The sequence below is a fragment of the Paenibacillus naphthalenovorans genome, from assembly GCF_900099895.1.
Taxonomy (GTDB): Bacteria; Bacillota; Bacilli; order Paenibacillales; family NBRC-103111; genus Paenibacillus_G; species Paenibacillus_G naphthalenovorans.
In genome coordinates this window covers 220,167-238,796 of sequence record NZ_FNDY01000004.1, presented here as the reverse complement: position 1 = coordinate 238,796, position 18,630 = coordinate 220,167, and the positions used below count along the sequence as shown (strand labels likewise).

Annotated in this window: 17 protein-coding genes; 14 read left to right on the top strand and 3 right to left on the bottom strand. The window is 52.4% G+C overall.

Annotated elements, in window-relative coordinates; all coding sequences use genetic code 11:
• The first annotated feature begins 181 nt into the window (after window positions 1–181).
• From BLT35_RS06470 to BLT35_RS06425, 10 genes are all read left to right on the top strand, one after another.
• On the top strand, window positions 182–1,144 hold the full coding sequence (locus tag BLT35_RS06470) for a metal ABC transporter solute-binding protein, Zn/Mn family (protein ID WP_139170774.1): 963 nt from the start codon (window positions 182–184) through the stop codon (window positions 1,142–1,144).
• Window positions 1,145–1,154: 10 nt separating this feature from the next.
• Window positions 1,155–1,952, top strand: a complete 798-nt coding sequence (locus tag BLT35_RS06465) for a metal ABC transporter ATP-binding protein (protein ID WP_437438527.1) — start codon at window positions 1,155–1,157, stop codon at window positions 1,950–1,952.
• A gap of 5 nt (window positions 1,953–1,957) precedes the next feature.
• Window positions 1,958–2,926: a metal ABC transporter permease gene (locus BLT35_RS06460; RefSeq protein WP_054817068.1), complete on the top strand. Its 969-nt coding sequence runs from the start codon at window positions 1,958–1,960 to the stop codon at window positions 2,924–2,926.
• Window positions 2,923–3,807, top strand: coding sequence for a metal ABC transporter permease (locus BLT35_RS06455; protein WP_062406715.1), 885 nt, complete (start codon window positions 2,923–2,925; stop codon window positions 3,805–3,807). The genes BLT35_RS06460 and BLT35_RS06455 overlap by 4 nt, the downstream gene beginning before the upstream one ends.
• A 321-nt stretch (window positions 3,808–4,128) precedes the next feature.
• A complete protein-coding gene (gene motA, locus BLT35_RS06450) occupies window positions 4,129–4,929 on the top strand; it encodes a flagellar motor stator protein MotA (protein WP_054817069.1) in 801 nt (266 codons plus the stop codon).
• Window positions 4,913–5,701, top strand: coding sequence for a flagellar motor protein MotB (gene motB / locus BLT35_RS06445; protein ID WP_074727320.1), 789 nt, complete (start codon window positions 4,913–4,915; stop codon window positions 5,699–5,701). Before motA ends, motB begins: the two co-directional genes overlap by 17 nt.
• 234 nt (window positions 5,702–5,935) lie before the next feature.
• Complete coding sequence (gene asnB / locus BLT35_RS06440; RefSeq protein WP_054817070.1) at window positions 5,936–7,816, top strand: asparagine synthase (glutamine-hydrolyzing); 1,881 nt, start codon at window positions 5,936–5,938, stop codon at window positions 7,814–7,816.
• An 18-nt stretch (window positions 7,817–7,834) separates the two neighbouring features.
• Window positions 7,835–8,578: a Cof-type HAD-IIB family hydrolase gene (locus BLT35_RS06435; protein WP_054817071.1), complete on the top strand. Its 744-nt coding sequence runs from the start codon at window positions 7,835–7,837 to the stop codon at window positions 8,576–8,578.
• 30 nt (window positions 8,579–8,608) lie between these two features.
• A complete protein-coding gene (locus tag BLT35_RS06430) occupies window positions 8,609–9,094 on the top strand; it encodes a DUF456 domain-containing protein (protein WP_074727319.1) in 486 nt (161 codons plus the stop codon).
• Between the two features lie 19 nt (window positions 9,095–9,113).
• Window positions 9,114–10,784: a putative polysaccharide biosynthesis protein gene (locus BLT35_RS06425; RefSeq protein WP_074727318.1), complete on the top strand. Its 1,671-nt coding sequence runs from the start codon at window positions 9,114–9,116 to the stop codon at window positions 10,782–10,784.
• Between the two features lie 5 nt (window positions 10,785–10,789).
• Here BLT35_RS06425 and BLT35_RS06420 read toward each other — a convergent pair whose 3' ends face one another.
• Window positions 10,790–12,064, bottom strand: coding sequence for a DUF2515 family protein (locus BLT35_RS06420; protein WP_074727317.1), 1,275 nt, complete (start codon window positions 12,062–12,064; stop codon window positions 10,790–10,792).
• A 124-nt stretch (window positions 12,065–12,188) separates the two neighbouring features.
• Between BLT35_RS06420 and BLT35_RS06415 the strand changes: the two genes are divergently transcribed.
• On the top strand, window positions 12,189–13,787 hold the full coding sequence (locus BLT35_RS06415) for a copper amine oxidase N-terminal domain-containing protein (protein ID WP_074727316.1): 1,599 nt from the start codon (window positions 12,189–12,191) through the stop codon (window positions 13,785–13,787).
• A gap of 244 nt (window positions 13,788–14,031) precedes the next feature.
• On the opposite strand, the gene BLT35_RS06410 is transcribed toward BLT35_RS06415, so the two are convergent.
• Both BLT35_RS06410 and BLT35_RS06405 read right to left on the bottom strand, forming a co-directional pair.
• A complete protein-coding gene (locus tag BLT35_RS06410) occupies window positions 14,032–14,238 on the bottom strand; it encodes a type II toxin-antitoxin system antitoxin (RefSeq protein ID WP_054817073.1) in 207 nt (68 codons plus the stop codon).
• A 9-nt stretch (window positions 14,239–14,247) separates the two neighbouring features.
• Window positions 14,248–15,090: an SPFH domain-containing protein gene (locus tag BLT35_RS06405; protein ID WP_062406725.1), complete on the bottom strand. Its 843-nt coding sequence runs from the start codon at window positions 15,088–15,090 to the stop codon at window positions 14,248–14,250.
• A 199-nt stretch (window positions 15,091–15,289) separates the two neighbouring features.
• On the opposite strand from BLT35_RS06405, the gene BLT35_RS06400 reads away from it, so the two are divergent.
• The 3 genes from BLT35_RS06400 to BLT35_RS06390 all read left to right on the top strand — a co-directional run bounded on the left by BLT35_RS06400 (window position 15,290) and on the right by BLT35_RS06390 (window position 18,599).
• Complete coding sequence (locus BLT35_RS06400; protein WP_054817074.1) at window positions 15,290–15,637, top strand: thioredoxin family protein; 348 nt, start codon at window positions 15,290–15,292, stop codon at window positions 15,635–15,637.
• A gap of 199 nt (window positions 15,638–15,836) precedes the next feature.
• Window positions 15,837–16,784, top strand: a complete 948-nt coding sequence (locus BLT35_RS06395; RefSeq protein WP_054817075.1) for a COX15/CtaA family protein — start codon at window positions 15,837–15,839, stop codon at window positions 16,782–16,784.
• Window positions 16,785–16,838: 54 nt separating this feature from the next.
• On the top strand, window positions 16,839–18,599 hold the full coding sequence (locus tag BLT35_RS06390) for a menaquinone biosynthesis decarboxylase (protein WP_062406729.1): 1,761 nt from the start codon (window positions 16,839–16,841) through the stop codon (window positions 18,597–18,599).
• Window positions 18,600–18,630 lie beyond the last annotated feature (31 nt).

Sequence of the window (18,630 nt, the reverse complement as noted above, 5' to 3'; positions counted from 1 at the left end):
CTTTTATGGGAGATTTCTTTTTTGAGAAAATGTTGCACAAGGAAAACTTATTTGTGTATAATAAAAATATAGTATGATAGGCAAAAAACATTGTCCCACCCAACATTTAAGAACCAAGGCAACAATTAGGCGCTATAATGGATAAATGCGAAATAGGATAAGAAAGATTGGAGAGAGCATAATGAAAATGAAAATATCGATGTCATCATTCAAAAGATTCATTATGACATTGCTTTTCTTGGGCTTGGCTATAGCCTTGGCCGCTTGCGGAGCCCCGAAGGAAACTGGGGGCAATGCTGCGGAGGGCGGAAAAATTCAGGTGGTCTCTACAACCGGCATGATTCATGATCTGGTGAAGCAGGTAGGCGGAGAGCACGTAGAAGCGCAGGCCCTGATGCAGCCCGGTGTAGACCCGCACTTATACAAAGCTTCCCAAGGCGACCTCCGGAAATTGGAGCAGGCTGAACTTATTTTTTATAACGGATTGCATCTGGAAGGGAAAATGATTGATATTTTTGAACAAATGGCCAAATCCAAGCCGACGGTCCCGGTTACGAAAAACATTGCGGAATCCGAATTGCTTGCTTCCGATGATCAGGGAATGGAGCACGATCCGCATGTATGGTTTAACGTCAGGCATTGGATCAGTGCAACGGAGACGATCCGCGATGAGCTTGTGAAGCTGGATGCCGCGCATGCCGACAGTTACAAGAATAATGCGGAGGCTTACATCAGACAGCTGGAAGAGTTGGATCAATACGTAAAGACGCAGATAGCGACCATTCCCGAGCAGCAGCGTGTGCTGGTGACGGCTCACGACGCCTTCGGATATTTCGGCAAAGCCTATGGCATTCAGGTTAGAGGGCTGCAGGGAATGAATACGGCATCGGAATATGGCTCCAAGGATGTCAGCGAGCTGAGGGATTATCTTGTCGCCAATAAGATCAAAGCCATTTTTGTGGAATCCAGTGTGCCCAAGAAATCGATTGAGGCGGTTATCGAAGGAGCCAAGAGACAGGGACACGACATCCGGATCGGAGGTGAATTGTTCTCTGACGCCATGGGCGAAGAAGGCACCCCGGAAGGAACATACCTCGGGATGGTGCGACATAATGTAGATACGATCGTAAAAGCGTTAAAATAAAACATTTTCGATGGAAGATTTATACAAGGGAGTGAGCGGTATGCAAGAGCAGCATCGGCCTTTATCCATCAAAGGGTTGACGGTCGCCTATCAGAAAAAACCTGTGCTGCAGAACATTACCTTCGACATTCCTGAAGGCAAGCTGATCGGTATTGTCGGACCTAACGGCGCCGGCAAATCGACGCTCATCAAAGCGGCTCTTGGGCTCATCCCCCGTTTGACAGGGGACGTTTCCATATATGGAAAACCGTATCGGGAGCAGAGAAAACTTGTCGGATATGTGCCGCAGAGGGAGTCGGTGGATTGGGACTTTCCGACCAGTGCGCTGGATGTCGTGATGATGGGGCGCTACGGGCACCTGGGCTGGTTTAAACGGCCCGGGTCGAAAGAAAGGCAAATTGCTTTGGAGTGCCTGGAGAAGGTAGGTATGGCCGATTTTGCCGGCCGGCAAATCAGCCAGCTGTCCGGAGGACAGCAGCAGCGCATTTTTCTTGCCAGGGCATTGGCTCAGGACGCACGGCTGTATTTTATGGATGAACCGTTCGTCGGTGTGGATGCAGCGACGGAGAAAGCGATCATTACCCTGCTCAACGAACTGAAGAAGCAGGGGAAAACGGTGCTTGTCGTGCATCATGATTTATCGACGGTCAAAGAATATTTTGACTGGGTCATTCTGTTGAACGTCAAGCTGATGGGAATCGGCCCTGCCGACGAGCTATTTACAAAAGAAAACCTGCAGCGGACGTACGGAGGCAGACTGACCCTGCTGAACCGAAGCGACGATGCCATCTTTGTGAGTGCGAGGTGAACGGAATGTGGACACATGTGCTGGAGCTTTTTCGTGATCCGAATATGCAATGGATATTGCTGGGAAGCATACTGCTTGGCTTGAGCAGCGGCGTCCTGGGAAGCTTTGCCTATCTTCGGAAGCAGAGTCTTATGGGTGACGCTCTCGCGCATGCGGCGCTTCCCGGCGTATGTATCGCCTTTATGCTGACCGGCTCCAAATCGATGTTCTTCTTCCTGATCGGTGCGGTGGCGGCAGGGATTATCGCCACATTCGGCATCGGCTTTGTTACCCGTAATACACGAATCAAGCAGGATTCGGCGCTGGGTATCGTACTTTCCGTGTTTTTCGGTCTCGGCGTCGTGCTGTTGACCAAGATTCAGCAGAGCGGCAACGGCAATCAAAGCGGGCTGGATACTTTTATGTTCGGTAAAGCGGCCTCTATGGTTTTGTCTGATGTCATCACAATGGGGCTTGTGGCGCTGGCGTTGGTTTTCATCTGTATGTTATTGTTCAAAGAATTCAAGCTGCTTAGCTTCGACCAAGGTTTTGCCAAAGGGATCGGATTGCCGGTTGCCTTTCTCGACCAGTTTATGATGTTCCTGATTGTCGTAGCCGTCGTCATTGGCATCCAGGCTGTCGGTGTCGTGCTGATGTCCGCACTGCTGATCACCCCTGCGGTATCCGCGCGGTACTGGACGGATAAGCTCGGCTGGATGGTTGTCCTTTCAGGCGCCTTCGGGGCGGTCAGCGGCTTTGTCGGAACGTTGGTCAGCAGTACGGCTAACAACCTGCCGACCGGCCCGCTCAGCGTGTTGGCGGCGACGCTGCTGTTCGTCGTGTCCGTACTGTTCGCACCGCGGCGGGGAATCCTGTCCAAATTATTGGAGCGGCTGGCGGTGAAGCGGAGCGTGCTCGGCGATTTGAGTCATCAACCAAGGCTGAGCGGATTTCATGGAGCGGAGCAAGCCAAGCATAAGGAGGGGCAGGCATGAATGACTTCTGGATCATTCTCACCGGGGTGCTTGTAGCATGCTCCTGCAGTATTCTCGGCTGCTTTCTGGTTCTGCGCCGAATGGCGATGATCGGAGATGCCATCAGTCACTCTGTACTGCCGGGCATCGTGATTGCCTTCCTTTTTAGCGGAACCAAGGAATCCCTGATCATGATGCTTGGCGCGGCGGTTTTCGGACTTATCACCGTTTATCTCATTCAGTGGTTTCACCAGAGCGGCGTGCAGTCCGATGCCGCCATCGGGGTCGTATTTACCGCATTGTTCGCCGTCGGCGTCGTGCTGGTCAGCATGTACAGCCGGCAGGTTCATCTGGACCTTGATCATGTGCTGTTCGGCGAGATCATGTTCGTACCTTGGGAACGTCTTACGGTGGGTGGCGTAGATATCGGTCCGAGGGCCGTGTGGGTGCTGGGTGGCGTATTGACGCTTAGCTGCGTGCTGATCAGTCTTTTTTATAAGCAGTTCAAAATCTGTGCTTTCGATCCGGCCATGGCGGCTGCGGCGGGGATTCCGGTCGCACTCTTTCATTATCTGCTCATGGGGCTGGTATCGGTGACGACCGTGGCTTCCTTCGAGAGCGTAGGCGCCATTCTGGTGGTGGGGCTCCTGGTGGTTCCGGCGGCAACGGCTTATCTGCTGACGGAACGGCTCAGCCGGATGATCTTTTACAGTATGGGGCTGGGGTCGCTCAGTGCGGTCATCGGGTACTATGGCTCTGTACTGCTGGATGCGTCGATTGCCGGCTGCATGATTACGGTAGCGGGCATCCTGTTTGTGATCGTTCTGCTCCTTTCTCCAACGCATGGCGTCGTGTGGCCGAAGCTGAAACAAAAGCGGATTTCGTCGGAGGAAGCCTTATAATTCGATACTGCATGCAGAAAAGCCGTCCGGCGGCATACCGCCGGGCGGCTTTTTGTGTACGCCGCCCTTCCGACTTCCTATTGGGAAGCGAAAGGGCGTTTGCCACAAAACAACGCTTGTTTTATAAAATCATTACAACAACGTTACAAATGTTATTGATTAATAAATATAGTTAATTTATACTAGAAAAAGATGAAAATGCTAGATTGTAAGGCACGGTGCGCAATAAAAATGTCGAAAAATAGCGAGATATGAGATGGCCCGTCCTTTCCTCTTAGTGAGCATCATAAGCGGTATTTCAATATTGTAAGGAGTGGGCAAATGGAAAAGTCAACGATAATCGGAATCGTTCTTGGTCTGGTAGCTGTTATCGGAGGTATGGCGCTGAAGCATGCACCGGTTGGGGCATTGATTAATCCTGCCGCTTTCGTGATCATTATTATCGGGACGGCCGCGTCGTTATTCATAGCCTTTCCGATGTCTGAGCTTAAGAAATTCCCGAAATTAATCAAGCTTGTATTCACTAAACCGCAGCTGACATCCCGTGAAGAATTGCTGCTGTTGTTTCAAGAGCTGGCTTCGATCACACGCCGTGAAGGGTTGCTGGCTTTAGAGTCTAAAGTGGACGAAATGCAGGATCCCTTCTTACGAAACGGGATGAGGATGATCATTGACGGTAACGACCAGGAATTTGTGCATGATGTGCTCATGGAAGATATCTCGGCCATGGAAGAGCGGCACCGTGTAGGTGCAATGATATTTACTCAAGCAGGTACATATGCTCCAACACTAGGCGTATTGGGTGCGGTTATCGGTTTGATCGCCGCATTGGCGGATATGAGCGATATTACCAAATTGTCGGCCGCTATTGCCGCTGCATTCGTCGCTACGCTGTTAGGTATTTTTACGGGTTATGTGTTATGGCATCCTATAGCCAACAAGCTCAAAAGATTATCCCGACGCGAAGTGGAGATCCGGCTGATGATGGTGGAAGGCCTTTTATCGATCCAGTCGGGTGTATCTACGATCGCCATCGGCCAGAAGCTGTCCGTATTTATGACGCCTGAAGAACGTGCGAAGTTGTCGGAGAAAGGGGCGGACGGCGGTGAAGAAAAAGCATAAGAACCATCAGCACGAGGAGCATATCGACGAATCCTGGCTCATCCCTTATGCCGACCTTTTAACCTTGCTGCTCGCGCTTTTTATCGTGCTGTTCTCTATGAGCAGTGTGGATGCCAAGAAATATGAACAAATGAGCCAGGCTTTTCAAATCGCTTTGAGCGGCGGTATGGGAATGTTTGAGAATAGCGGTATAACTCCCATCCCGATGCCCAGTTCTCCGAGCCAGAGCCCGACATCCGGCAGCCAGACCGAACACCAAGAGCAGATAAGACAAGAGCAAGAAGATATGGAGAAGCTGAAACGGCAGCTCGACCAGTATATTAAAGAAAACAACCTTTCTACCCAATTGGATACGAAGCTGAATCACTCGCAGCTTTTGATTACCATCAGCGATAATGCGCTGTTCGATTCAGGCAGCGCTGAAGTGAAGACAACTGCACGTGACTTGGGAATCAACATCTCCAAGATGCTACAGCAGTATCCGGGGTATGAGATTGTGGTTTCCGGGCATACGGATAATCTGCCTATCAATAACTGGAAGTATCGGTCCAACTGGGATCTGAGCTCCGATCGGGCGATTAATTTCATGAAGGTTATGCTTGAGAATCCCGGCCTTGATCCGGGGCGCTTCAGTGCCGTAGGGCATGGCGAATACCGGCCTGTGGATACGAACGATACGGTAGAAGGACGCGCCAAAAACCGCCGGGTCGAGGTATCCATCCTTCGCAAATATGCGGACCCGGCTCCGACCGGAGCTCCTTCCGCCCGGTAAATAAACAAAGCATCTGCATCGCTCCGACGCCGGAGGACGCGGATGCTTTTTTTCATAGGCCATAGACTGTATGGTTCCATGTGCGGGGAGGAATATGCTTTTTGCCGCCAAACCATCTCATTTCCTGCGGACACCACGAATATGGTATACTGTTGTATCGGATGATGAAAAGCGCCTTTCTGCATGATCATTTATAGCCAAAAGGGCGAGCTTTTGAGGAGGATTTGGAATCATATGTGCGGAATTACCGGCGTTTTATACTTTGAAGACCGAGAACCGGCCCCTTCCATGCTGAAAAGCATGACCGATATTATCGTTCACAGGGGACCGGACGATGTTGGATTTTGGACCGAGAACCGGATCGGATTGGGCTTTCGCCGCTTGTCGATCATTGATTTGAGTGAAGGACACCAGCCGCTGGCCAATGAGGACGAGACGGTATGGATCGTATTTAACGGCGAGATCTATAACTATAAATATTTGCGCAATACGCTGCAATCCAGGGGGCACCGGTTCAAAACCCACAGCGATACGGAGGTTATTGTACACCTGTATGAAGAGTACGGGGAAGATTGCGTGAAGCATTTGCGCGGGATGTTCGGCTTTGTCATTTGGGACCGCCGGAAAAAGAGGCTGTTTGGTGCGCGGGACCATTTTGGGATCAAGCCCTTTTACTACTATAACGACGGCAAGAGATTTCTGTTCGGTTCGGAAATCAAAAGCATTCTGGCGGCCGACGGGGTGGAACGGGCCATTCATACGGAGAGTTTGCTGAACTATTTGACGTTCCAATACGTTCCGGAGCCGACCACGATGTTTCAGGGGATCTATAAGCTTCCCCCTGGCCATACCGTGTCCGTGACCTTTGATGGCGAGATGAAGATTAGCCCCTATTGGGATCCGATGCTGGAACCGAATGAGGAGCTTACGCTCGCCGATGGCGTTGAGCAGATTCGGGAGGCTTTGAAGGATTCGGTTATTCATCATATGCAAAGCGATGTGGAGCGCGGCTGCTTCCTCTCCAGCGGTATCGATTCGACGGCGATTGCGGCGCATATGCGCAGGATCGAACCGATCCGTACCTTCTCCGTTGGCTTTGAGGGGGCGAACAACGAGACGGTGATCGCCAGACAAACCGCACAGGCGCTCGACACGGAGCATTACGCTAAAATCATTACGGCACAGGACTATTTCGCCACCCTGCCGAAGGCGGTTTGGCATCAGGATGAGCCTGTCGCCGATCCGTCGGCGATCGCCCTCTATCATGTCGCGCAGCTTGCAAGGGAGCACGTCACCGTCGTGCTGTCCGGGGAAGGAGCGGACGAGCTGTTCGGCGGCTACCGGATTTATCGCGAGCCGCAGTCGCTGGCCCCGGTCGAACGGTTGCCGGCAGGGATTAAACGGCTGCTGCATGCATTGGCCAGACTGCTGCCGGAGGGCCTTTACGGACGGAACTACCTGCTTCGCGGTACGACCCCGCTGGAGGAGCGGTTCCTGGGCAACGCCAAAATTTTCAGCGAGGACATGAAAGCGGAAGTGGTGCGGGCGGACCGTGAAATGCTTAGGAGCTACCGGAATCCTTTGGAGATTGCCAAAGTATTTTACGATAAAAGCAAGCATTTGGACCCGGTTTCCCGGATGCAGTATATCGATATGAATCTGTGGATGCCCGGGGATATCCTGATGAAGGCGGACAAAATGACCATGGCTCATTCATTGGAGCTTCGCGTGCCGTTTCTCGATGTGGAGCTTTATGAAGTATCCCGCCGTATTCCGGCCAAATACCGTATAGCGGAAGGGACGACGAAGTACATATTCCGCAAAGCGATGGAAGGGATCATTCCGGACTTCATCCTAAACCGGCCGAAGCTCGGGTTCCCGGTTCCGATGCGGGATTGGATGAAAGGTCCTCAAGGTCATGTCATTATGGAGCAGATCGCCGGCAGCGGCATTGAAGATTACATCCGCATCGATACGGTACGGGCGATGCTGAAAAACCATCAAAACGGTCAAGGGGACTATGCGCGCCGGATCTGGACCATTTATATGTTCGCGCTTTGGCATACAACGTATGTGGAAGAGCTGACGGGCCCGGCATTGGCACATGCGTTGTAAAGGGGGAGATGGAGCCAAATGAGTCGTTACAAACTGATTGCGCTCGATTTGGATGGAACGCTGTTAACGGATGATAAACGTATATCGGAGGAAAACAAGGCAGCCATCCGGTTGGCGGAGGACGCCGGAATTACCGTGATGTTTGCTACGGGACGGGGCGTGCAGAATGTGGAAGAGTACGTGCGGGAGCTCGCACTCGGATCGCCGCAGGTGACCGTAAACGGGAGCGAGGTGTGGAAGGCGCCGGGGAAGCTATTGGAGCGTCACGTTGTCGACCCCGGCCTTATTCGGCGTATGTATAAGCTGGCGGCCTACTACGATACGTGGTTTTGGGCGTACTGTGTCGGCGACATCTATAATAAAGAGCGTTGGCTGCCCGAATCAGAGATCGATGCGAAGCAGTGGCTGAAATTCGGTTTTTATACGGAAAATGAGGATAGTCTTGCGGTTATCCGTCAAGAGCTTGCTTCGTGGAACCAGTTGGAGATTACGAATTCGCACCCATGGAATCTGGAGCTTAATCCGAAGGGCATCAGCAAAGCCAGCGGATTAAAGCGGGTGTGTGAGCTGCTTGGAATCCATATGTCTCAAGTGATGGCGATGGGCGACAGCTTGAACGACGCGGTGATGCTTCAAGAGGTCGGACTTGGCGTCGCGATGGGCAACGCGCAAGATGAGGTCAAAGCTTTGGCCGACACCGTGACGTTAACGAATGAAGAGAATGGCGTCGCCCAAGCGATTAGGCAGTACGCTCTAACATAGGCTAAAGTCCGGAAGGAAGGAGATCGCGCGATGACGGTTGCAGCATGGATCATCATCATTATCTTATTTGCAGTCGGGATGGCCGGAGCGGTATATCCGGTGCTGCCGGGCGCACTGGCCATCTACGCGGCTTTCTTCGTATATGGCTGGATGATTGGATTTGAGCCGTTCGGACTATGGTTTTGGCTCATACAGACCACGATCGTGGCTGTTCTGATGGTGGCCGACTATGCGGTTAGCGCACTGGGAGTCAAGAAGTTCGGGGGCTCCCGTGCGTCCGTTGTCGGCAGTACGATCGGACTTTTGATCGGTCCGTTCGTCATTCCTGTAGCAGGCCTCTTAATCGGCCCATTCCTTGGGGCGCTGATCGGCGAGCTGGTTGCAGGCACCCAACTGCGGCAGGCTTTCCGTGCGGGTATCGGGGCTGTGGTAGGCTTTTTCTCAGGCCTGGTGGTCAAGGTAGCGATTCAGCTGCTGATGATCATTCTGTTTATCGTATGGGTACTAAGGTATTAACGGGGAAGAAGGGAACGTCTTGTCTAAAGATTCGTTAGTCAAAGGAACGCTGATCCTGACCCTGGCTGCATTGGTGGCCAGGGCTCTTGGCGTGGTGCAGCGCATCCCGCTGGTCTACCTGCTCGGGGACATCGGGATGGCGGCATACGGGATCGCCTTCAATCTGTATTCGGTCCTCTTGGTCGTGGCTACGGCAGGGATTCCGAGTGCGCTGAGCAAAATGATATCCGAGCGTACGGCACTCGGTCAGCACGCGGAGGCCGACCGGATCTATAAGGCTGCGCTGGTGTTCGCAGCCGCCGCAGGCATCGTGATGACGGTACTGCTGTATGCAGGGGCGCCTTATTATGCTAAAAGCATCGCCAACCCGGAAGCGGCTCTGCCGATTCAGGCGATCGCGCCGGCTCTGCTGCTGTTTCCGCTCATCGCCATTATGCGCGGTTATTTCCAGGGCCGGCGGATGATGATGCCTAACGGGATGTCGCAAATTATCGAGCAGATCTTTCGCGTAGCCACGTCGGTGCTGTTGGCGTATTTGCTTCTCAGCCACAGCTTGGAGTATGCCGTCGCCGGCGCTTCGTTCGGCGGCGTGATGGGAAGCATCGCAGCTGCCGCCGTGATGCTGTACTACGCCATTCGTCTTAAGCGGAGCGACCGCAAAGAGCGGCTGGAGGAGAGGGCCGAAGCGCCCGGTCCAGACCGGGGCGAACCGTTGACGTTCAAAAAAATCTATGCGCAGCTGTTTAGATTATCCGTACCGATTGTCATTTTCTCCATGACGGTCACGCTGATTTACACGATTGATGCTTCGATCGTGACGCTGCTTTTGAGGGATCAAATCGGAGAATTGCCCGCGAAGGAAATTTTAGGAATACTCGTAGGGCGGGCGCAGTCGTTGGCCGGTATTCCGATCATTCTCGCCATTGCGCTCAGTCAATCCATTGTGCCGATTATCTCTTCGGCTTACTCGCAAAACGATATGAAGCAGGTGGAGGGACAGACGGCAAAGGTGCTTCAGCTTTCGATCCTGTCGGGTCTGCCGATGGTGCTGGTGATCTGTGCCGCAGCAGGCCCGCTTAACGATTTTATTTTCGGCAATCCAACCGGGTCGCCTGTCGTTGAAGAATATGCGGCACCAATCATCATTGCACTGACGGTAAGCGCGATGTTCCAAATCCTTATGCAAACCTCCGGCGCCGTGCTGATGGGTATGGGCCGAATGAAGGTGCTGGTGTTCAGTGTCGTCGCAGGTATTGCCGTGAAGCTGATCGCAAGCTTCACGCTGGCTCCGTTGTTCGGCATATACGGAATTATTGCCGCTACGGCGCTTTGCTTCATCGTCATGACGTTCATCAGCCTGCAGATGCTGCGCAGAACGGTTCGTTTCCGTGTCTTCAGCTTACGCCGCTGGGCGGGTCTGGCTGTAGTTGCTGTGGTGATTGTGCTGTTGGGTATCGGACTGGATGCGGTGAGCCGCAGCTACATTCACCCGTTCGGCAGCGAACGTTGGGACGCTATGGTGCAGTCGATACTGATCGTTGGAGTAACCGGCGCCGCATATCCCGTTCTGTTGTTCCTGACCCGGGTGATGACCGTTCAAGACCTGCAGCATTTGCCGGGTCCGCTGCGTAAGCTGGCCGGGCCGATTCTTGGGCGCTCGGGCCGGGACCGTCAGAGTGATCGCGGATAAAGGAATCATTCGGAGGAGGATACAAGCAGACCGCCGGCCAGAACAGCCAGCTCAATCTTGTTCAGTCCCGAGCAGTATTCCTGGGTCATCTCAAAGGAGATCGGCGCTTCAATTGATGTGAAGTGCCACATGGTCTCCATATTTTGGAACCAGTCGCCAGGCTCCGGCGGAGATAAAGGACAATCCTTCCAACTGTCGGCGAGCTTCGGACTATACAGCTGAACGGCTCCAGGCCGAAGCTTGCAGCCGTTCAGCCGCTCCTTCAGCTGGCCGCGAGGCACAGGCGGCTGCTTGCGGGTCCAGGTAAACAGATGAGGCCAATAATCCGCTCTGGATCCGGAATGACTCGTGGAGAAGGCGAATTCCCTGGCCCCCTTAGAAACGACAGGTATGCCGAACAAAATGGCATACAGCTTTTTTCCAACTTCAATTCGTTCCTGCAGGCTGCTGTAATTCTCCAGTATTAATCCGGCCATACGAATCCGGCCGTTATGGAGATAAGGGAAAACGATCTGATTAAGCTGCAGCAGCGACTGGGCCTGGAAAAACAGCGTTTCGATGACCGAATGGCGGAATACGGGATTTTGGACAACTCGTTGTTCAATGTGATTCTGTTCGTTAACGATTAAACCAATGGTTAACGCAACGGAATCTTTGCGTTCCCAAAAGAGCTCCCAGACCGGACGCATGAAGGAAGAGACCCCTAAAAGAGGGAGCAGATAGAAGAGGGGCGATTGGCACTGCAAGCTTGCCCGGTAGAGAAGCAGCTGGGCGTAAGCATCTCTAAAAATGAGCGCATTGGCCCGCTCGAGAAAGGCGAATACCGCCTGCCGCTGGTTCCCGTCGAGCAGCAGCGGCATGAGCTCGCCCTGCAGATCGGTCATGTACCAGCCGCCGTTTCGCGAAACCATATGAGCGAGCAAAGCCCAATGAAGCTCAGGGTGCTCCCGGTACATATTCAAATAAGCGGCGGTGCGGGTCACATTGTTCCGGTTGTGTACGTCGCGCTCCCGTTCAATTCGCTCTAGAAGCTCCCTGTCCTGCGGAGCAAGAGTGATGGCGCCCCCAGCCGGGCCCACGTCCAGCCTCCGGTGCAGACGTTTACTCAACGCCTCGACGGAGGCGGTTTCGACTTCCATCCGGTGAGCTGCGATGAGCAGCTTTTTTTCATGCGCGGGCAGGCGGGCTTTGGCTTTTAGCCATTGCCAGGCCTCCTGGGGGACATCGGCGATTTTATGAAGCAGGTCCAAACCGCTCCAGCGATAGGGTCCTCCGTTCATTCCGTTTTTCCTCCCGTTGTCAGAATGACTAACCTTTTTTTGAAAAAAAGTGCAACATTCATCTCCTATTTTCGTATAACTCTGTAGGCTGTAATATAAATCATCCTTAATTCAGGAGGCACAAATGAAAAAGAAACGCTGGAATTCCGCACTCATTCTCATGATGATCGGTGTGCTTGCTATCCTCGCAGGCTGTCAACCGGTGGCGAACGTCGATATCAGCAAGGCGCTCGCGAACACCTTTGCCGTCAAATCGGCAGAGGGCAAACAATCCCTGACCGTTGAGCTGACGGCTGATCCATCGGCCGTGCTGTCCCCTGAGGACAAGCGAATATTTGACTTGTTCAGCAAAATTACACTGGATATCACCGAATATAAGGCGAAGGATCCTCTCAATGCATCCATGAAAGGAACGTTTGGTTATTCCGGCGGGAGCATTCCCTTCGAAATGGTGATGACTAACACGTATTACATCATTCAAATCGAAGGCGCCAAGAAGCCGCTGCTGATCCGTAATGATGCTTCAACCTGGAACCCGGCGGGCGATCCGATCCCTCTTTCCGACGAGCTGCAAAAACAGCTTCAGCAGCTGACGGAGAAGGCTGTCGATGCGATGCCTTCATTCGGAACGTTCTTCTCCCGCAACCTTCCGAATCCGAACACGATTACCGTTGAGGAAGTCAATGAAACCGTGAACGGTGAAAGCCTGAACCTGCAAAAGGTGCATGCCGAGATTTACGGCAAAGAGCTGGTCGGACTGGTCAAAGGATTTTTGACGAACGTACTGGCGGATGAGCAGGGTTTAAAAGAATTCATCGGTACGCTGTATGATCTGTATGTCCCTTTTGTGAAACAAATGATGCAGGAAATCGGCACGGAACCAAATGATCCGACGGCCGCTGCGATCACACCTTATTTAAATAACAAAACGCTTGCTGTCGAATTCATTCATACCTTCATCAAAACGAATCTGGAGCAGCTGCTGGCAGATTACGATCAATCCGTTGAAGCGCTGTTTGCCTCCGAGGCGGGAGCCAAGGCCAAGGAGTGGCTGAACGGAAATCAAGTGTTCAAAATGGATATGTATGTCGATGAAGATCTGATGACCCGCAAATCGGCTTCCGAATTGCTGCTGACGCTGCCGCAAGGATTGGAAGGCGGACTGAAGAGCATTAAAATCACTTCAACGGCTGAAACGTGGAACATCAACCAACCGGTGGCCATCAATCAAATCCATACGACCGGCGGTGTGATTGAATTGAACGGCAACGAAACACGGGTCACACCGAGCAAAATCGTTGCCTCCCTGGATCCGAATTCTCAGCTGTATAAGCTCTTGAAGAACGATTTGCAGGTAACGAAAAAAGACATCCAATTGTTCATCAATGAAGAAGTCGACCCGTTCCTCAGCATCAAGCCTTTTAACGATCAAGGAACGGTTATGGTGCCGGCGCGTTTCGTTGCGGAAAGACTGGATGCCGACGTGGAATGGGACGCCGCGGCCCGTCAAGTGAAGGTGACGGATCATCTCAACGGAACAGTAATCCTGCTTACCATCGATAGCAAGGAAGCAACGGTAAACGGGCAAGCCAAACAGTTGGAGAAAGCGGCCGTGCTGGTCGACAATGTCACCTATATTCCTGTACGCTTTGTCTCTGAAAGTATGGGAGCTGAAGTCAACTGGGATCAAGACAGCCAGATGGTCTCGATTACCCGTGACTAAACACGAATGGATTAAGCCGTGTCGATGCGCCTTACAGGCGCATTGATGCGGTTTTTTTTGCCGGAGCAAGCGTATTGCCGCAGTAGATGCAAGATTTGGCAGCCCTTGTTGTTACTATGCGCATGATTCAAATTACTATTCGCCAAGTCCGCTAATTTTGAACTGTAAAAACAGAGCCCCTATCTGACTCCGCCTGGGACAGATAGGGGCTTTCTTGGGCATGAATTCTTTTTCTTTTATCGTACTAGTTCTCCTCCGTCATGCGATCGGGTTCCTGCGGCTTGCGAACGGCAGAACGGGAAGAGGGCAGCCGCCCTGCGCGGACAGCCGCTTCACGCAGCAAATACTCGATATGGCTGTTCACGCTGCGGAAATCATCGGCAGCCCATCGTTCCAGCACTTCATACAGCTTGGGATCGAGCCGCAGGGGAAAGTTTTTTTTCGCGGCCATGGTGATCCCTTAGTACAAGCTCCCTGTATTAATGACCGGATTGGCGGAACGGTCGGATACAATGGCGACGAGAAGATTGTTGATCATGGCCGCTTTGCGTTCTTCGTCAAGCTCGATAACGCCTTCCTGCTGCAGCTGGGCGATGGCCAACTGTACCATGCCTACGGCGCCTTCCACGATCTTGCTGCGGGCGGCAATGATAGCGGTGGCCTGCTGCCGCTGGAGCATAGCGCTTGCGATCTCCGTTGAGTAAGCCAGGTGAGTCAAGCGGGCTTCCATGACTTCCACTCCGGCGACGGACAGCCGTTCCTGCAGCTCGCGGCTGAGCTCTGCGGCCACTTCTTCAGAGTTGCCGCGCAGTGAATAGCCGTTTGAATCGAAGGTATCATAAGGATATTTATTGGCTACATGGCGCAGGGCCGTTTCACTTTGAATTTCCACGAATTGCTCGTAGTTGTCTACGTCGAACGTAGCTTTGGCTGAGTCGATCACACGAAATACGACTACGGCCGCGATTTCGATCGGATTTCCTTCAATATCGTTGACTTTCAGCTTGGCGCTGTTGAAGTTGCGAACTCGCAGAGATACCTTTTTGCGGACCGAGAAGGGAACGGTCATCCACAATCCGCTTTTACGAATGGTTCCGGCATAGCTTCCGAAGAAGGTGACCACCATGGCCTGATTGGGCTGCACGACAGTAATCGCAGAAAGCAGCGGTGCGGATGCAACGAGCAGTACAATACCCAGCAGAATGTACTCATTCATCAAGAGTACCAGACCGAGCGCATCGACAGCCAGCATCAGCAGCAGTCCCAGGAATCCATTAATCACCCATGCATTTTTTTCTTTCATAAGACAGCTCTCCTTAGATGAAATTCATTTAATACTTATTTGATATTTTTATGATATCACATTTAGGAATAAATGTAAAATACATTTTTATGGAAAATGACGAGTCTTGTTGAAAGTTGACAGGAGCCGCTTCGAGTGCTATAAGTGATATAATGTTAACAAACAGATTCATCACTTCCATTCAAAGGCGGTGTTTTCCATGGAACACGTTACAACTGAACAAAGATTCAATGAGATTATCGGCGGCTCTAAGCCAACGATTGCCGTATTTAAAGCGACGTGGTGCAAGGACTGCCATTTTATCGAACCTTTTATGCCTGAAGTGGAGGCGGCTTATCAAGACCGGCTGACTTTTATTCATATTGACCGCGATGAGATGCCGGAACTCTGCTCCGAGCTGAATATTTTAGGTATCCCCAGCTTCATCGCATTCCGGGACGGCAAAGAGCTTATCCGTTTTGTCAGCAAGCTTCGCAAGACCCGGGAAGAAATTGAGCAGTTTCTGGATCGCGCCGTTGACGTTGCGAACGAACTGCAGAAATCATAAGTTTCATCCTTCCGGAGAATTCATCTCCGGAAGTTTTTTTATTCTCCGGTTCATTTCATCAGACGTTGGCTTGCTTCTTTCATTGCTTTGTAACATTTCCACATGGATTTGATCCCCATTTATCGCTATAATGTAATTTGGAACATTAGGGCTTGTCTATTATTGTCGGATTTTACGAAGAAGCGGGTGTGAAGAGCGAATGAATATACAACGATGGCTTAAGCGGCTTTCCCTTGCAAGCATGCTCGGCATGTTTCTGATTCTGTTGATGGGGGCGCTTGTGACCAAGACAGAATCCGGACGGGGCTGCGGGGACGATTGGCCGCTTTGTAACGGACGCTTCGTACCGGCTTATACGATCGAGTCGCTTATTGAATACAGCCATCGCTTCGTTGTAGGTGTGGTTGGAATCATTCTGCTTGCAACGACGATTCTGGTGTTTTTATACAGCCAGCGCAAAGATGCAAAATGGTTTGTTGGCGGAGCGATGTTTTTTACGGTGCTTCAGGCGATTCTGGGCGCGTTTGCGGTCTTATGGCCACAATCCGCTCTGGTCATGGCTCTGCACTTCGGATTTTCGCTTTTGTCCTTTGCCTTCACTTTACTGCTGTATTTGGTATTTACGAAGTTCGGCGAAGCGTTGATCCGCGGGGACGGAACGCGGTTGTCGCGTGGAGCGAGGCTTTCGATATGGGGAGTCCTGCTGTATAGTTATGTCGTCGTTTATCTGGGCGCTTTCGTGCGCCATACCGAATCGATCGGCGGCTGTATCGGTTGGCCGCTGTGTAACGGCCAGGTGATCCCCGAGATGACAGGGGGAACCGGAGTTGTATTTACTCACAGGTTGGCTGCTGCGCTCCTGGGTCTGGCCATTCTCGCCGTGTTCCTGATGATCCGGAATCAGGCAAAACCGGGAAGCAGTGTTTATCAAGCGGCACTATGGTCTCTTGTTCTGGTATTTTTCCAAATTTTAAGCGGCGGCTTCGTCACGCTTACCATTGGGTACGACATGTTTTTGGTGGCCAGCTTGCTGCATGCGCTTTTGATCTCATGTTTATTCGGTATCCTGTGTTATTTGGCCATCATCTCTATGCAGACGGCCGATGACAGGGAAGTGCAGGCTTACGCGGCTCCAAGGCTGCCGTAAGCCTTCTGTTCATTTTGAGCTGTTACCGCTATATAGAAGGGAGAAATACTGAATATGAGGTTTGATAATTTGCGTTCCTTTCTGGAAGCGCTTCGTAAGGAAAATGAGCTGCAAGTGATTTCTGCACCCGTGGATCCCTATTTGGAGCTGGCTGAAATACACAGAAGGGTCATCGACGAGGGTGGCCCTGCCCTGCTCTTTACGAATGTGAAGGGAGCGTCTTTTCCTGTCGTAACGAATTTATTCGGTACGAGCCGGCGTGTCGATCTGGCTTTCGGCCCGCGGCCGGAGCAGCTGATGAAGCAGATTGTCGGCGCGGTGGACACGCTTGTACCGCCTACACCGAAGGCGCTGTGGCAGCAGCGCCAGTTGATTGTGGATCTGCTCAAAATCGGAATCAAAAATGTATCTCCGGATTCGGCGCCGATCCTGCAGCAATGCAAAACCGATTCGCCTTTGGACGGCCTGCCCGTTCTGACCAGCTGGCAGGAGGATGGCGGCCCGTTCGTGACGCTGCCGCTCGTTTACACGGAGCATCCGGAAAATGGGCATCATAATCTGGGGATGTACCGTATGCAGGTGTATGACGCCAAGACGACGGGGATGCACTGGCAAATTCATAAAGGCGGAGGCTTTCACTACCATGAGGCGGAAAAGCGCGGCGAGGCGCTTCCGGTCACCGTATTTTTGGGGGGGCCGCCGGCCTTGATAGCATCGGCCATTGCTCCGGTGCCCGAGCATCTTCCGGAGCTTCTGCTGACATCACTCATCGTAGGACAAAAGCTTCCGATGGTGCAAAATCCGCATGGCGGCCATCGATTGGTCGCGGAAGCCGAATTCGCCATCAGCGGTTCCGTGGCGCCGTATCTGCGTCGTCCCGAGGGACCGTTCGGCGATCATTACGGGTACTACTCGCTCACGCATGATTTTCCGGTTTTTGAGGTCAGTCATATGTGGCACCGTAAAGATGCCATCTACCCCGCTACGATTGTCGGAAAGCCGCGTCAGGAGGATTACTATCTCGGTGAATTTTTACAGCGTTTGCTGTCGCCGGCCTTTCCAATGGCCATGCCGGGAGTCAAGGATTTGTGGACTTATGCCGAAACCGGGTTTCATCCGCTCGCTGCGGCCATCGTCCGCGACAGCTACAGCCGCGAGGCGCTGGGCACCGCGTTTCGTATCCTGGGCGAAGGCCAGCTGACGCTGACGAAGTTTTTGATCGTTACGGATCAACATGTAGAGCTGGAGCGCTTTCCCAAGCTGCTGGAGACGGTACTGGAGAGATTTGATCCGCTTCGCGATCTGTTCATCTTCGACCATACGTCGCATGATACGCTGGACTATACGGGTGACCGCTTGAATCATGGGAGCAAAGCCGTGCTGCTTGGCGTTGGCGAGCCTCAGCGTCAGCTGCCGGCCGTATACGATGGCGGAGAGCTGCCGGGGATCCGTTCCCTGGCCGTCTACTGCCGGGGATGTCTGGTGGTTTCGGGAGCGGCTTATGAGGAGGATCCGCTTCTGCCTCAGCACCTTGTGGAACAAGCGGGAGACCGTCTTGGCGATTGGCCGCTTGTCATCCTCGCGGACGACACCTCCTTCGTTAAAGATCAAACCGCATTCCTTTGGACCGTATTTACGCGCTTTAACCCGGCGGGAGATATTTATGCTCATACGCAGGTTAACCGCCATCACATCGGCTATCGACTGCCGCTTGTCATCGACGCCCGCATGAAGCCCGGGTATCCTGATGAGTTGTTCCCGCGCGAAGATATCGTGGAACTGGTGGACCGGCGGTGGAAAGAATATTTTTCCTGAAAATCATAGATCGGCACGTATCCGGTTATAC